This is a genomic window from Streptomyces sediminimaris, assembly GCF_047049295.1.
Lineage (GTDB): Bacteria > Actinomycetota > Actinomycetes > Streptomycetales > Streptomycetaceae > Streptomyces > Streptomyces sediminimaris.
Genome location: NZ_JBJWOT010000001.1, coordinates 6,697,430 through 6,712,572 on the forward strand (window position 1 = coordinate 6,697,430; position 15,143 = coordinate 6,712,572).

A 15,143-nucleotide genomic window follows, 5' to 3' on the forward strand; every position below is an offset into this window, starting at 1 on the left:
AGAGTGGGTAGGGCTGCGTATGGCCGTCGATCCGTTGATCGCACTCCATGACGTCAACAGGTGTTCCGGGGAGCTGAATGTCCTGCAGGGCATCGGCCTCACCACCGGCCAGGGGGAGGTGGTCGTGGTCATCGAAGGAGGACGCCCACAAGCGGTCCCGCCGGCTTCCGGGCCCCGCGGGGCACGCCGGCCGACCGGCCCGTGACGGCAGCCGGCCCGGGCGGCGGGCGAAGCCCCTTCCCGCCCGGGGGCCCGCCGCCCGGGGCCCCGGGGCACTGAGCCGAAGAGCCCACCCGCCCGGCGGCAGCCGGAGATCACTGCTCGCGCAGCGGAACCGACACGTACGACGGGTCGTCCGCCGGCGAGGAGAAGGTCAGCTGAGCGCCGGACGGGTTGTGCTCGATGTAGAGCGGGTCGACCGTGTCGACGACCAGGGCGAGCCGGTGCCCTGCCGGGACGTCGTAGGCCGTGGAGAACAGGTCCAGGTCGAGACCGAACGGCTTTCCGGGCGTGCGCCCGTGGAAGGTGTACGGCGCGTTGCTGACCAGCTTGCCGAGGCCGAGCGGCCCCACGTCGTAGAGGTAGGCGACGAGGGTGCCGCTCTCCTTGGTCGGCGTGAGGGTGGTGTGCAGCTTCGCCGTGCCGCGGATCCGCTGGACCGTGCCGTACCGCTCCGACTGCCATACGGCGGCCCAGCGGCGGGGGAGCAGGGGGACCCAGGCGAGCGGGGGGAGCCTGGCCACCTGGTCGAGGATGCTGGAGAGGAAGACGATCCCGCCGTCGGCGCCGGAGTCGACGTTGGTGTGGATCGTGGTGGTGCCGCCCAGGGCGATCTTCCGCTCGGTGGCGGCCACCGACTTCCAGTCCGGATAGACCTCGTAGCCGCCCGTGGAGCGGGACTCCAGCCGCACCGGCGCCTCGCGGCCGATCCCGTTGTCCGCGCCCTCCAGGTAGTGGTCGAACCAGCGCTCGGTGTCGGTCCAGACGTCGTTGGGCAGTCCGAGCAGCCCGGGCAGCTCGGCGGTCGCGTGGTCGCCGGGGCGGAGTTCGAGGCGCTTGGGTCCGGTCAGCCGCTCGTAGAAGTCCGCGTTCTGGTTGGGCGGGAAGATCGTGTCGCCCCAGGAGTCGGCGAGCATGACCGCCGTGCCGTTCTTGTTGAGCTGGTCCACGTAGGTCCCGGGGGAACGTTTCTTCCCCCATGCGATGAGCTCCTGCTCCCTGGCCGGGTCGGAGGCGTAGAAGTCGTCGAGCACCCGGCGGGTCTCGGGGCTCTGACGGCCGGTGACCAGGCTCGCGCCGTCCAGCAGCGCGGTGGCCTCGACGTGCTCGGTGCGGCCGGAGTAGATCGATCCGACGAGATCGGCCCAGCCGCTGAGGGACGCCACCGCCTTGATCCGTCTGTCGTGCGCGGCGGCGAGCAGGCTGATGCCGGCGCCGTAGGAGACGCCCGCCATGCCGATGCGCCGCGCGTCCGCCGGGGTGTGGGCGAGCGCCCAGTCGATGACCCTGGACGCGTCGGCCGTGTCGGGCGGTCCCGCCACGTCGATCTCGCCGCCGGACTGCCAGAAGCCGCGCACGTTGTAACTCACCACGACATAGCCCCGGTTCGCGAGTCTGCGCGCCTGGGCGAGGTATTCGACCTGGGGGAAGCCCCAGCTCGTCGGGAGCACCAGGAGCGGGTACCGGCGGGTGCCGTCCGCTCCCGCGGGCAAGACGACGTTCGCCTTCAGCACGACGCCCCCGTCGCCGGTGATGTCGACGAAACGGACGGCGTCCGCGGCCTGCGCGGTGGGGGCGAGCCCGAGGGCGCCGGCGGCGATCAGGGTCGCGCAGACGGCACCCGCGGCGGTCGTGCGCAGGGCCTTGCGATGGGGTCCCACGGTCCCTCCTCACTCGTGTCAGTGCAAAGTGACCAGACAGTAACCTCGGGCTCCCACCGGAAGTAACCCGCCGGTAAGTTACGTGCCGGTAAAGGTTGTCGGCACGGGCCGGACCCTCAGGACGCGCGGTGCGAACTGCGCGTGGCCGCACTCGCCGCGGGCAGTTCCGCCTGCGCCGCGCGCGTCACGTCCGCGACCAGTTCGACGACGTCGGGGCCGTACGCCTGGGAGTTGACGACCTTCAGCAGCAGCACGAAGGAACCGTTGCCGTGCTTGCGGCTGAGGCGCTCGTGGTTGCGGGCGAGATAGCGGGTGGCGGCCTGGTTGGTGATGGCGGTCTGGCCGCAGAAGAGGAAGACGGGCCGGACGTTCGGGCTCTGGCCGGCCGTCAGCCGGGCGAGCAGCGCGTACTCCTCCCGGCCCGGCTGCACGCGGTAGCGCTCCGTGCCGATCTGGAAGGCGCCGCGGTCGGGGCCGGGTTCGGCGTCCACGTTCACCCGCACCCCGGGGAGCATGGAGGCCAGATGCGCCACCATGCGCCGGTTGGACGCCGGGCCGCCCACACAGAACTCGGTGCGTTCGCCGAAGCCCTGGCGGGCCGCGTCGTGCGCGAGTATCTGGGCATGGGCGTTGCAGTCCTTGATGAGGGCGGCGAGTTCGAGCAGGGCGAACACGTCGTAGCGCATCACCGTCAGTTCGGGCCCGCCGGCCCCGCGGTTCACCACGAGCAGTGACTCGGAGTTGTCCGGCAGCCCGAAGAACGCCTGCTTGCGGCGCAGTTTCCGCTTCCACAGGTAGGTGCGGGCCAGCCAGCCGAGCGCGGCACTGACACCGGCGGCGACCACGCCCAGGACGATGTTGCGTACGTCGTCATTCATGGGCGCGCATGCTAGCGGGCGCCGGGAAACCGTGTTCGAGCCGTTCCTGACGGGGACATGCCGTTGGATTAAGCTGCGCTGACGGTCCCTCACCGGAGGTGCGCATGCGTCGTCCTGTGGCACGGAAGCTGTCGGTCCTGGCGGTCGCGGCCGCCGTGGTGTCGGTGTGCGCGGCGGCGCCACCCGCCGCGCCGAAGACCGGCACCCCCGCGAAAGCCCCCGTGGCCGTCGGCTACGGCGGCGCCGTCTCGAGCGTCGACGCGGACGCCACCGCCGCGGGCATCGAGGTCCTGCGCAAGGGCGGCAACGCGGTCGACGCGGCCGTCGCCACGGCCGCCGCACTCGGCGTCACCGAGCCCTACTCCTCCGGCATCGGAGGCGGCGGCTACTTCGTCTACTACGACGCCGCATCCCGCACCGTGCACACCATCGACGGCCGGGAGACGGCCCCCCTGACCGCCGACTCCGGTCTGTTCCTGGAGAACGGCGAGCCGCTCGCCTTCGCCGACGCCGTCAGCAGCGGGCTGAGCGTCGGCACACCCGGCACGGCGGCCACCTGGCAGACCGCGCTCGAGCAGTGGGGCAGCAGGAGGCTCGGGACGGTGCTGAGGCCCGCCGAGCGCATCGCCCGGCACGGCTTCACCGTCGACGGCACCTTCCGCGCGCAGACCGCCTCGAACGAGACCCGCTTCCGCTACTTCCCCGCCACGGCGAAGCTGTTCCTGCCCGGCGGACGGCTCCCGGCGGTCGGCTCCACCTTCAAGAACCCCGAACTCGCCCGCACCTACGAGGAGCTGGCGAGGAAGGGCGTCGGCGCGATCTACCACGGCGACCTCGGCGAGGACATCGTCCGCACCGTGAACAAGCCGCCGGTCGACCCCGGCTCGGGCTGGAACGCCCGCCCCGGCAAGCTCTCCGGCAAGGATCTCGCGGCCTACCGCGCCGAACTCCAGGCGCCCACCCGGATCTCGTACCGCGGTCTCGGCGTCTACTCCATCGCGCCCTCCTCCTCCGGCGGCACCACCGTCGGCGAGGCGCTCAACATCCTGGAGCGGACGGACCTCTCGAGGGCGAGCGAGGCGCAGTACCTGCACCACTACCTCGAGGCGAGCCGGATCGCGTTCGCCGACCGCGGGCGCTGGGTGGGCGACCCCGCCCAGGAGGACGTGCCCACGAGGGAACTCCTCTCGCAGCGCTACGCCGACTCGCGGGCCTGTCTGATCAGGGACGACGCGGTCCTCACCAGCCCGGTGGCGCCCGGCGACCCACGGCGTCCGGCCTCCTGCGGCAGCGGCGGCACGGCGGCCCCGACCACGTACGAGGGCGACGACACCACCCATCTCACGGTGGCCGACAAGTGGGGGAACGTGGTCTCCTACACGCTCACCATCGAGCAGACCGGGGGCAGCGCGATGACCGTGCCCGGCCGCGGGTTCCTGCTCAACAACGAACTGACGGACTTCTCCTTCACCCCGGCGAACCCGGCCGTGCACGACCCGAACCTGCCCGGCCCCGGCAAGCGGCCGCGCTCGTCGATCTCGCCGACGATCGTGCTCGACCGGCACAACCGGCCCGTGGTGGCGCTCGGTTCACCCGGTGGCTCGACCATCATCACCACGGTGCTGCAGACGCTGACGGAGTTCCTCGACCGCGGCCTGCCGCTCGTCGACGCCATCGCCGCGCCGCGCGCCAGCCAGCGCAACACCGCCAGGACGGACCTCGAGCCGGCGCTCTACGACGACACCGGCCCGGCCGGCCCGCGCGCCCGGCTGGAGGCCGTCGGGCACGCCTTCACCCGCAACCCGGAGATCGGCGCGGCGACCGGCGTCCAGCGGCTGCCGGGCGGCAGGTGGCTGGCCGCCGCCGAGAAGGTGCGCCGGGGCGGGGGTTCCGCGATGGTGGTGCGTCCCGCGCGCTGATCAGAGTTCGGGGGCGGTCGGCAGGTCCTCCGTGCGGAACGCCAGCCGGCCGTCCTCGGCGTCCACCGTCACCCGGCCGCCCTCCTGGACCCGGCCGTCGAGCAGCAGCCGGGAGAGCTGGTTGTCGACCTCGCGCTGGATGGTGCGGCGCAGCGGGCGGGCCCCGTACTCGGGCTGGTAGCCCCGCTCGGCGAGCCAGTCGACGGCCGGGCCGGTGAACTCGACCGTGACGCCCTGCGCGTGCAGCAGCCGGCGGGTCTGCTCCAGCAACAGGTCGGTGATCCGGCGCAGTTGGTCGCCGGTGAGCTGGCGGAAGACGACGATCTCGTCGATGCGGTTGAGGAACTCCGGCCGGAAGTGCTCGCGCAGCGGCCGCAGGATCTGCTCGCGCCGCGCCTCCTCGTCGGCCTCCGCGCCGCCCGCTCCGAAACCGATGCCGGCGCCGCGCCGGGTGATCGCCTCGGAGCCGAGGTTGCTGGTCATCACGATGACCGTGTTGGTGAAGTCGACCGTGCGGCCCTGGGAGTCGGTCAGCCGCCCGTCGTCGAGCACCTGGAGCAGGATGTTGAAGACGTCCGGGTGCGCCTTCTCCACCTCGTCGAGCAGGAGCAGCGAGTACGGGTGCCTGCGCACCACCTCGGTGAGCTGGCCGGCCTCCTCGTGGCCGACGTACCCGGGCGGGGCCCCGACCAGCCGGCTGACGGTGTGGCGTTCCTGGTACTCGCTCATGTCCAGGCGGACCATGCGCTCCTCGCTGCCGAACAGGGCCTCGGCGAGGGCGCGGGCCAGCTCGGTCTTGCCGACGCCGGTCGGTCCGAGGAAGAGGAAGCTGCCGATCGGCCGGTCGGGGCTGGCCAGACCGGCGCGGGAGCGCAGGACCGCCTCGGAGACCACGCCGACGGCCTCGTCCTGGCCGACCACCCGCTGATGGAGGTGCTCCTCCAGGCCGAGCAGCCGCTCCTTCTCCTCCTGGGTCAGGCTGCTGACCGGGATGCCCGTCTGCCGGGACACCACCTCGGCGATCGCCTCGGCCGTCACCTCCAGCTGCCCCTCGTCGGCCTTGTCCCCGCCGTCGGTGTCCGCGACCTGCTGCTTCAGTTCCGCGATACGGTCGCGCAACTGCATCGCCCGCTCGTACTGCTCGTCGGCGACCGCCTGGTCCTTGTCGCAGGTCAGCTGGTCGATCTCGCGCTCCAGGGCGCGGACGTCGGTGCCCTTGGTGCGCGCCCGCAGCCGCACCCGGGCGCCGGCCTGGTCGATCAGGTCGATGGCCTTGTCGGGCAGACGGCGGTCGGTGAGATAGCGGTCGGACAGCTCAACGGCGGCCACCAGGGCCTCGTCGGTGTAGCGGACCTGGTGGTGGGCCTCGTAGCGGTCGCGCAGCCCGCGCAGGATCTCGACGGTGTCCGGCACGGTCGGCTCCGGCACCAGGATCGGCTGGAAGCGGCGGGCCAGCGCCGCGTCCTTCTCGATCCGGCGGAACTCCTCCAGCGTGGTGGCGCCGACGATGTGCAGCTCGCCGCGGGCGAGCGCCGGCTTGAGGATGTTGCCGGCGTCCATGGCCCCGCCCTCGCCGCCGCCTCCGGCGCCGACGACGGTGTGCACCTCGTCGATGAAGACGATCAGCTTCTCGGAGTTGGCCCGGATCTCGCCGACGATGTTGTTCAGGCGCTCCTCGAAGTCCCCCCGGTAGCGGGTGCCGGCGACCACACCGGTCAGGTCGAGGGCGAACACCCGCCGTCCGAGCAGCACGTCGGGCACGTCGCCGTCGGCGATGCGCTGTGCGAGCCCCTCCACGATGGCGGTCTTGCCGACGCCCGCGTCACCGATGAGCACCGGGTTGTTCTTGCCGCGCCGGGAGAGCACCTCGATGGTCTGCTCGATCTCCTGGTCCCGGCCGATGACCGGGTCGATTCGGCCCTGCCGGGCCAGGTCGGTCAGATCGCGGCCGTACTTGTCGAGGGTGGGCGTGTCGGTGGGGCGGGGGCGTTCGCCGCCGCGCGGCGGGGCCGCCTCCGGGGCCTCGGGCGGCAGCCCGGAGGAGGCGAAGCGGGCCGCGTTGAGGATGTGGCCGGCGGCCGAGTCGGGGTTCGCGGCCAGGGCGCTGAGCACGTGCTCGGGGCCGATGTAGCCGGCGCCGCTGGCCCGCGCCAGGTCGTGGGCGTCGAGCAGGGCGCGCTTGACGGCCGGGGTGAGCGAGAGCGAGGTGGGCGGCGGAGCGTCCTGCGCCGTGTGCTGGGCCGGGCCGGAGCGCTCGTCGATCTCCGACGCCAGCGAGTCGGGGTCCGCGCCGGCCCGGCTGAGCAGGCTGCGGGTCGGCTCGCTGGACAGCGCGGCGCGCAGCAGGTGCTGTGTGTCGAGGTCCCGGCTGCCGTGCTCGGCCGCGTACTGCGCGGCCCCGCGGACCAGCTCGCGGGCGGGCTGACTGAGCAGCCTGCCGATGTCGATCTGCCGGGGGCCCGGTCGCGGGCCGCCGAAGAAGCGGGCGAGGAATTCGCCGAAGGGGTCGTAGCCCTCAGGTCCGCTGAAACCGCTGGTCATGGCCTTCCGTTCCGGCGTCCCGAGGCGCGGCCCGGGACGCGCTCGCTGGTCGACGTGCTGGCCCACGCGGGTGCCCCGAACAGGGCCCGGTCACACCACCTTCGCACGGCGTCAGGACGGGGGCATGTCGGGAGCGCGGGCGAGGGCGTGCCGGGAGCGCGGGTGGGTGTCCGGGCGTCCTCGGACGGGGGCACGTCAGGGGCGTCGGCGGGTGTCCGGGCGCCGCTGCGACGACCGCTCGGTGAGTACCCGCGGCCCGGTCTCCGTGATCGCCACCGTGTGCTCCACATGGGCCGCGCGCGAGCCGTCGTTCGTGCACAGGGTCCAGCCGTCGGCCGCCTCGTGGTAGCCGTCCCGGCCGCCGCCGATCAGCATGGGCTCGATGGCGACGACCATGCCGTGCCGCAGGGGGAAGCCGCGGCCGGGGCGCCCCTCGTTCGGCACGTCCGGCTCCTCGTGCATCCGGCGGCCCACGCCGTGCCCGCCGAAGCCCTGCGGGATGCCGTAACCGCCGTCCCGGCACACCGTGCCGACCGCGTGCGCGATGTCGCCCGTGCGGTTGCCGACGACCGCGGCGCCGATGCCGGCCGCCAGCGCGCGTTCCGCCGTCTCGATCAGCCGTACGTCCGCCGGGCGCGGCGCGCCGACGACGAAGCTGATCGCCGAGTCGCTCGCCCAGCCGCCCAGTTCGGCGCCGCAGTCGATCGAGACCAGGTCGCCGTCGCGCAGGCGGTAGCCGGTCGGGATGCCGTGCACGATCGCCTCGTTGACGGAGGCGCAGATGACGGCCGGGAAGGGGGTCGGCGCGAAGGAGGGGCGGTAGCCGAGGAAGGGCGAGGACGCTCCGGCCTCGCGCAGCACCGCCCGGGCCACCTCGTCGAGCTCCAGCAGGGATACCCCCACGCGGGCGGCGTGCCGTACGGCCGTCAGGGCCCGACCGGTGACCTGCCCCGCCTCGTACATGGCGTCGATCGATGTGTCCGTCTTCAGTTCCACCATGCCAATTAATATACCGGCTTTCTCGACCGGGTTGAAATCCGGGCTTAGAATGGCGGCATGGTGCGCACCCCTCTCACCCCCGAAGAGCGCGAACGCGGTGAACGGCTCGGCGGGCTGCTCCGCGAGGCCCGCGGCGGGCGGAGCATGACGGACGTGGCGGCCGAGGCCGGGATCTCCGCGGAGACGCTCCGCAAGATCGAGACCGGGCGGGCGCCGACTCCGGCCTTCTTCACCGTCGCCGCGCTCGCCCGCGCGCTCGGCCTGTCGATGGACGAACTGGTCGAGCGGTGCGCCCTGGTGCCCGTGTGACTCCGTGACGCGCCTCGGTCAAGATCGGGCAATGCGGCATCCATCCGCACGCCCCCCGAAAACTCCCCGTAGCACCGCCGTAACACGGCTGGTGTTGCCTACGGAACCGGAGTGTTCCGGTCGGGCGGGAGTCGGCGATGGCTGTGGATCAACTCCCGGGCCGGGTGCGGGAGTTCGCGAACTACCTCAACGGCCTGCTGGGCCGCCTCGACCAGGGCGGCGGGTGGTGCGCGGTCTTCTGGCACCGCGACCCGGACGGCATGCGGGCCTGTCTCGACGGGCGTGAGGTGCCGCCGTGGGACGTGGTCGAGGCGCTGCTGCAGGACCTCGCCGCCGGCTACGGCGCTCCGGCCGCGGCCCGGGAGTCGCAGCGGGCCCGCCCGCTGCACACCGCCGCGGTCGCCGCGTACGACGGCCGTCCCGGCGGGAGGGAGGCGCTGGGCGACCGCCTCGACGTCATGCTGCGCGAGCAGCGCTACGCTGCCGAACGCCGGCTCGAACTGGACCGCCTGATCGCCTCCGCCGCCACCCGGCAGGAGACCGACGCGCTCCGCCTGGACCTCGCCTGGGCCCGCGACGACCACGCGCGGGCCACCGCCCGCTGCGCGGAACTGCGCGCCCGCATGGACGAGATGGACCGGCGGACGCCCGGGCACGCCCGCGGCCCGGACAATGCCGGCGCGCCCCGCGCGGCCGCCCCGGCGCCGCGGTCCGCGCCCACCGCGCGTCACCCGGGCCCCACCCGACGGCCGCCCGCGCCCGAACCGCCGCTTCCCGCTCCCGTGACACCGCACCCCGCTGCCGCATCACCGGACCCCGCTCCCGTGACACCGCACCCCGCTGCCGCATCACCGCACTCCGCCCCTGAGTCACCGTCACCGGCCCCCGAGTCACCGCACTCCGCCCCTGAGTCACCGTCACCGGCCCCCGCCCCCGAGCCGCCGCCCCCCGGTCACCGGCAGCGCAGGCGCCGCCGAGGCAGTGCCCGCTTCGCCGGGATGGCCGAGGAGGAGAGCGCGCCCGTCGTCGTACCGCCCACTGCCGGGCTGGTTCTGCCCGCCCCGGACGCCGGCGGGCGTGTCCCGCGCGGGGCCCGGTTCGCCGGGGCCGCCACCGAGTCGCCCGAGCCGCCGCGGCCGCGGACCGCGGAGGTGGACGGGGCGGACGCGCGCGAGGTCGCCGGGGCCGTCGCCGACCTCGCCGGGCTGCGGGCGGAGGGCCGGACCGGCGAGGCGCACGTCCTGCTCGCCGAGGCCGCCCACTGGCCCCCCGCCCGCCTGCCGCTGCTGGCCGAGGAACTCTGGCGGGCCGGGCTCGGCGCCGACTGGGCGACGCTGCTGTGGGAGGCCGCCTCGCTGCCCGCGGGCCGGCTGGTCGCGGCGGCGGACGCGCTGGCCGGGGCCGGGCGCGGGGCGGACGGCGAGCAGATCCTGCGCCAGGGCGTCGCCCGGCCCGCCGCCGAGATGGGTCAGGCCGTGCTGGGACTGGCCGCGGACGGCCGCAGCCGCGAGGTGGAGGCGCTGCTCGACGCCTACGTCCGCGTCCGCACCCCCGAGGAGGCGGCCCGCAGCGCCGAGCCCGACCCGCGGGTCCTCGTACCGCTGCTGCTCGGGGCTGCGCGGGGCGTCTCGCAGGAGCGACACTGGGATCTGGTGCACGCCCTCCGGGTCGCCGGTTTCGCCACCTGACGCCCCCGGCCACCCCTGCCGCTCACCCACAGGAGTGCGAAACGTGATCGACTTGGCGGGTTGACGGCGATGGTCTTGGCAAGGCTCTCCCGGAGGCTTACGTTCATCCCTCTACGGCCCCGTCTACGGGCGTAGAGGCTCTGACGACACGCCGAAGGAGCAGCTCATGGCCAACGTCGTACGTGCCGCTCTGGTCCAGGCGACCTGGACCGGCGACACCGAGTCCATGGTGGCGAAACACGAGGAGCACGCCCGGGAGGCGGCCCGGCAGGGCGCGCGGATCATCGGCTTCCAGGAGGTCTTCAACAGCCCCTACTTCTGCCAGGTGCAGGACGCGGAGCACTACCGCTGGGCCGAGCCGGTGCCCGACGGGCCGACCGTGAGCCGGATGCGGGAGCTCGCCCGCGAGACGGGCATGGTGATCGTCGTGCCGGTCTTCGAGGTCGAGCAGTCCGGCTTCTACTACAACACCGCGGCCGTGATCGACGCCGACGGCACCGTCCTCGGCAAGTACCGCAAGCACCACATCCCGCAGGTCGAGGGCTTCTGGGAGAAGTTCTACTTCAAGCCGGGCAACGCGGGCTGGCCCGTCTTCGACACCGCGGTCGGCAAGGTGGGCGTCTACATCTGCTACGACCGCCACTTCCCCGAGGGCTGGCGTCAGCTCGGTCTCAACGGAGCCCAGCTGGTGTACAACCCGTCGGCCACGCACCGCGGTCTCTCGTCGTACCTGTGGCGGCTGGAGCAGCCCGCCGCGGCCGTCGCCAACGAGTACTTCGTCGCCGCGATCAACCGCGTCGGCCAGGAGGAGTACGGCGACAACGACTTCTACGGGACCTCGTACTTCGTCGACCCGCGCGGACAGTTCGTCGGCGAGGTCGCCAGTGACAGCAAGGAGGAACTGGTGGTGCGCGACCTCGACTTCGACCTGATCGAGGAGGTGCGCCGGCAGTGGGCGTTCTACCGCGACCGGCGACCCGACGCCTACGAGGGGCTGGTGCGGCCGTGAACGACCTGTACGCACGCCACCGCTCGGTGCTGCCCGACTGGCTGGCCCTCTACTACGAGGACCCGCTGGAGATCACCCACGGCGAGGGCCGGCACGTGTGGGACTCCGACGGCAACAGGTACCTGGACTTCTTCGGCGGCATCCTCACCACCATGACCGCGCACGCGCTGCCCGAGGTCACCAAGGCGGTCAGCGAGCAGGCCGGGCGGATCCTGCACTCCTCCACCCTCTACCTCAACCGGCCGATGGTCGAACTCGCCGAGCGTATCGCCCGGTTGAGCGGCATCCCGGACGCCCGCGTCTTCTTCACCACCTCCGGCACCGAGGCCAACGACACCGCCCTGCTGCTCGCCACCACCCACCGGCGCAGCAACACGCTGCTGGCGATGCGCAACAGCTACCACGGCCGCTCCTTCAGCGCGGTCGGCATCACCGGCAACCGCGGCTGGTCCCCGACCTCGCTCTCCCCGCTGCAGACCCTGTACGTCCACGGCGGCGTCCGCACCCGCGGCCCGTACGCCTCCCTCGGCGACGACGCGTTCATCGCCGCCTGCGTGGAGGACCTCAAGGACCTGCTCGGCCACACCCGGGCGCCCGCGGCCCTGATCGCCGAGCCCGTCCAGGGCGTCGGTGGCTTCACCTCCCCGCCGGACGGCCTCTACGCCGCCTTCCGCGAGGTGCTCGCCGAACACGGCGTCCTGTGGATCGCCGACGAGGTGCAGACCGGCTGGGGCCGCACCGGCGACCACTTCTGGGGCTGGCAGGCCCACGCGCAGAACGGCCCGCCGGACCTGCTCACCTTCGCCAAGGGCATCGGCAACGGCAGCTCCATCGGCGGTGTGGTCGCCCGCGCCGAGATCATGAACTGCCTGGACGCCAACAGCATCTCGACCTTCGGCGGCACCCAGATCACCATGGCCGCGGGCCTCGCCAACCTCAACCACCTGCTGGAACACGACCTGCAGGGCAACGCCCGGCGCGTCGGCGGCCTGCTCCTGGAGCGGCTGCGGGTCGTCGCGGCGCAGGTTCCGCACGTACGGGAGGTGCGCGGGCGCGGGCTGATGATCGGCGTCGAGCTGGTGAAGCCGGGCACGGACGAGGCGGATCCCGGGGCCGCGTCCGCCGTGCTGGAGGCGGCCCGCGCGGACGGGCTGCTCATCGGCAAGGGCGGCGGACACGACACCAGCGCCCTGCGCATCGCGCCGCCGCTGTCCCTCACGGTCGCGGAGGCCGAGGAGGGCGCCGCGATCCTCGAGCGTGCTCTCAGGAGCCTGTCGTAGCGGTGCACCGAGCAAGGGACGACTGCCATGACCACCACCTTCGGGACCCTCGAACCCGCGCTCTCGGTGCGCCGGGTGCTGGCCCTGGAACGGGTGCTCGCCGGGGAGCCCGAGGTGGTGGCCGGCGCGGGCCAGCTCGACCGGCCGGTGCGCTGGGTGCATGTGGCCGAGGCGCCCGACGTCGGCGTGATGCTCACCGGCGGCGAGATGGTGCTCACCACAGGGGTGCTGCTCGCCGGCGACGAGGAGAAGCAGGCCGAGTACATCCGCTCGCTGCACCGCGCGGAGGCGGCGGCCGTCGTGCTCGGCCTCGGGCGGGCGTTCCCGGCCGCGCCGGAGGTGATGCGCCGGGCGGCGGAGCGCTGCGGGCTGCCCATGGTGGTGCTGCACCGGCCGTTCCCCTTCGCGGAGCTGACCGAGGAGGTCCAGGCGCGGCTGGTGCGGCGGAAGTTCGCCGCGGTCAGCCTCTCCGAGTCCGTGCGCACGGCCCTGACCGGCCTCATCACCGCGGGCGCCCCGCTGCAACGGCTCCTGGACGAGGTCGCCCGGCACGGCGCCTGCCCGGTCGTCGTCACCAACCTCGCCCACCGCGTCCTCGCCACGGCCGGGGAGCGGCCCGCCGTGGACGACGTGCTGCGTGACTGGGAGCGCATCGCCCGGCAGGCATGGGGGCACCGCCCGGGCCCTTCGGGCACCGGGGGAGGCAGCGAGGGCGACGGCTGGATCAGCGCCGAGCTCGGCGGGCGCGGCGAACACTGGGGCCGGATCGTGCTGTGCGGCTACCGCGGCGGCACCGCCACCGGACGGCTGCTCGCCGACCGGGCCGCCGAGGCCCTCGTCCTGCACCGCATGCTCGGCGGCACCGCGGCGCACAGCTGGGAGGAGCAGTCGGCGCACAGCCTGCTGACCGACCTGGCCGGCGGTGTCGTACCGGCACGGCAGCTGCTGCCGCGGGCGCGTGCGGCCGGACTGCCGGTCAACCGGCGCACCTTCGTGCCGCTGGTCGTGCGCGGCGGTGAACCCGCCCCGGTCGAGCGGGTGCTGCGGATGCTGGGCCTGCCCGGTCTCGTCGCCGAGCCGGCCGACGGGGCCACCGTCGTGCTGCTCAGCCTCGCCCGCGACCAGGACGCCCCGGCGCTCGTGGCCAACCTCGCGGCCAGGATGCGCTCGGAGGCCGGCCGGACGGTCGTGGCCGCCGCCGACCCCCGCACCTCCTGGGACGAGGTGCCGGCCGGGCTGCGCGAGGCCCGGCACGTCGCCGACGCCGTGGCGGACTCCTCGGCCGGCCTGGACCCGCCCTGCGTCGTACGGCTGAAGGACGTCCATCTGCGGGGCCTGGTACGGCTGCTGCGGGACGATCCGCAGGTGCAGTCGTTCGCGGAGCGGGAGCTGGACGGGCTGCTGTGCCCGGGCGGCGACGACCTGCTGTCCGTGCTGCGCACCTACCTCGCCACCGGCCGCAACAAGTCCCGCACCGCGCAGCTCCACCACGTCTCCCGGCCCGCGCTCTACCGCCGGCTGGAGGCCATACAGAGCCGTCTCGGCGTCGACCTCGACGACTTCGAGCAGGCCGCGTCGGTGCACATCGCGCTCCTCGCGCACGACGCGCAACAGCGCTGAAACACGTCACGACCTCGGAAAACGGCGGTGAAACATGGGCCTGGGACAGGGTGACACCGTGACACGCCGACGGGCCGGATGCGTGACACCGTGCACCTCAAAGACGACTTCCGGTCTTTCTACGCTTCCGGCACACCGAGCGACCGGAGGTCCCGATGAGCCGAGTGATCCGTGCCGCCCTCTTCCAGACCGCGTGGACGGGCGACAAGGAATCGATGATCCAGGTGCACGAGCGGGCGGCCCGCGACGCGGCCGCCCAGGGCGCCCGGGTCCTGTGCTTCCAGGAGCTGTTCTACGGACCCTACTTCTGCCAGGTCCAGGACAAGGCCTTCTACGAGTACGCCGAGCGGATCCCGGACGGCCCGGTCGTCCAGCGCTTCCAGGCGCTGGCCAGGGAACTGGGCCTGGTCCTGATCCTGCCGATGTACGAGGAGGAACAGCCGGGCGTCCTCTACAACACGGCCGCGGTGATCGACGCGGACGGCTCCTACCTCGGCAAGTACCGCAAGCACCACATCCCCCAGGTGCAGGGGTTCTGGGAGAAGTTCTACTTCAGGCCGGGCAACAGCGGCTGGCCGGTCTTCGACACGGCCGTCGGCAGGATCGGCGTCTACATCTGCTACGACCGCCACTTCCCGGAGGGCTGGCGGGCGCTGGGCCTCGGCGGAGCGGAGATCGTCTTCAACCCGTCGGCCACCTCGCGCGGCCTCTCCCGCTACCTCTGGCAGCTGGAGCAGCCGGCGGCGGCCGTCGCCAACGAGTACTTCGTCGGCGCGATCAACCGGGTCGGCGTCGAGGAGTACGGCGACAACGACTTCTACGGGACCTCCTACTTCGTCGACCCGGAGGCGCAGTTCGTCGGCGAGGTGGCCTCCGAGAAGGAGACCGAACTGATCGTGCGCGACCTCGACCTGGCCAAGCTGCGCGAGGTGCGCGACCGCTGGCAGTTCTACCGCGACCGCCGCCCGGAGGCGTACGAGCCGCTGACCGCACCCTGACCGAACCGTCCAGCCTGGCAGG

General features: G+C 73.2%; 11 protein-coding genes. 7 read left to right on the top strand and 4 right to left on the bottom strand.

The genetic code is table 11. From position 1 onward, the window contains the following. Window positions 1-314: 314 nt before the first annotated feature. Window positions 315-1,880, bottom strand: a complete 1,566-nt coding sequence (locus ACJ9NR_RS30740; RefSeq protein WP_412491471.1) for an alpha/beta fold hydrolase — start codon at window positions 1,878-1,880, stop codon at window positions 315-317. Between the two features lie 116 nt (window positions 1,881-1,996). Next, window positions 1,997-2,758 carry a hypothetical protein gene (locus ACJ9NR_RS30745; protein ID WP_412491470.1) on the bottom strand — a complete coding sequence of 254 codons (762 nt, stop codon included), beginning with the start codon at window positions 2,756-2,758 and terminating at the stop codon, window positions 1,997-1,999. A gap of 104 nt (window positions 2,759-2,862) precedes the next feature. Between ACJ9NR_RS30745 and ggt the strand changes: the two genes are divergently transcribed. Continuing rightward, on the top strand, window positions 2,863-4,677 hold the full coding sequence (gene ggt / locus ACJ9NR_RS30750) for a gamma-glutamyltransferase (protein ID WP_412491469.1): 1,815 nt from the start codon (window positions 2,863-2,865) through the stop codon (window positions 4,675-4,677). Here ggt and ACJ9NR_RS30755 read toward each other — a convergent pair whose 3' ends face one another. Both ACJ9NR_RS30755 and map read right to left on the bottom strand, forming a co-directional pair. Beyond that, a complete protein-coding gene (locus ACJ9NR_RS30755) occupies window positions 4,678-7,218 on the bottom strand; it encodes an ATP-dependent Clp protease ATP-binding subunit (protein WP_412491468.1) in 2,541 nt (846 codons plus the stop codon). 195 nt (window positions 7,219-7,413) lie between these two features. After that, entirely contained in the window at window positions 7,414-8,217 is an 804-nt protein-coding gene (gene map / locus ACJ9NR_RS30760; protein WP_412491467.1) for a type I methionyl aminopeptidase, read from the bottom strand. Window positions 8,218-8,274: 57 nt separating this feature from the next. On the opposite strand from map, the gene ACJ9NR_RS30765 reads away from it, so the two are divergent. From ACJ9NR_RS30765 to ACJ9NR_RS30790, 6 genes are all read left to right on the top strand, one after another. Continuing rightward, window positions 8,275-8,526: a helix-turn-helix domain-containing protein gene (locus ACJ9NR_RS30765; protein WP_412491466.1), complete on the top strand. Its 252-nt coding sequence runs from the start codon at window positions 8,275-8,277 to the stop codon at window positions 8,524-8,526. Between the two features lie 137 nt (window positions 8,527-8,663). Then, on the top strand, window positions 8,664-10,214 hold the full coding sequence (locus ACJ9NR_RS30770) for a hypothetical protein (protein WP_412491465.1): 1,551 nt from the start codon (window positions 8,664-8,666) through the stop codon (window positions 10,212-10,214). 166 nt (window positions 10,215-10,380) lie between these two features. Continuing rightward, a complete protein-coding gene (locus ACJ9NR_RS30775; protein WP_412491464.1) occupies window positions 10,381-11,223 on the top strand; it encodes a nitrilase-related carbon-nitrogen hydrolase in 843 nt (280 codons plus the stop codon). Continuing rightward, window positions 11,220-12,503 (top strand): aspartate aminotransferase family protein, encoded by a 1,284-nt coding sequence (locus ACJ9NR_RS30780; RefSeq protein WP_412491463.1) that lies wholly within the window; start codon window positions 11,220-11,222, stop codon window positions 12,501-12,503. Before ACJ9NR_RS30775 ends, ACJ9NR_RS30780 begins: the two co-directional genes overlap by 4 nt. 27 nt (window positions 12,504-12,530) lie before the next feature. Then, window positions 12,531-14,123 (top strand): PucR family transcriptional regulator, encoded by a 1,593-nt coding sequence (locus ACJ9NR_RS30785; protein ID WP_412491462.1) that lies wholly within the window; start codon window positions 12,531-12,533, stop codon window positions 14,121-14,123. 155 nt (window positions 14,124-14,278) lie between these two features. Continuing rightward, the gene (locus ACJ9NR_RS30790) at window positions 14,279-15,121 is read left to right on the top strand and encodes a nitrilase-related carbon-nitrogen hydrolase (RefSeq protein WP_412491460.1); all 843 of its coding nucleotides are present in this window, start codon (window positions 14,279-14,281) and stop codon (window positions 15,119-15,121) included. Window positions 15,122-15,143 lie beyond the last annotated feature (22 nt).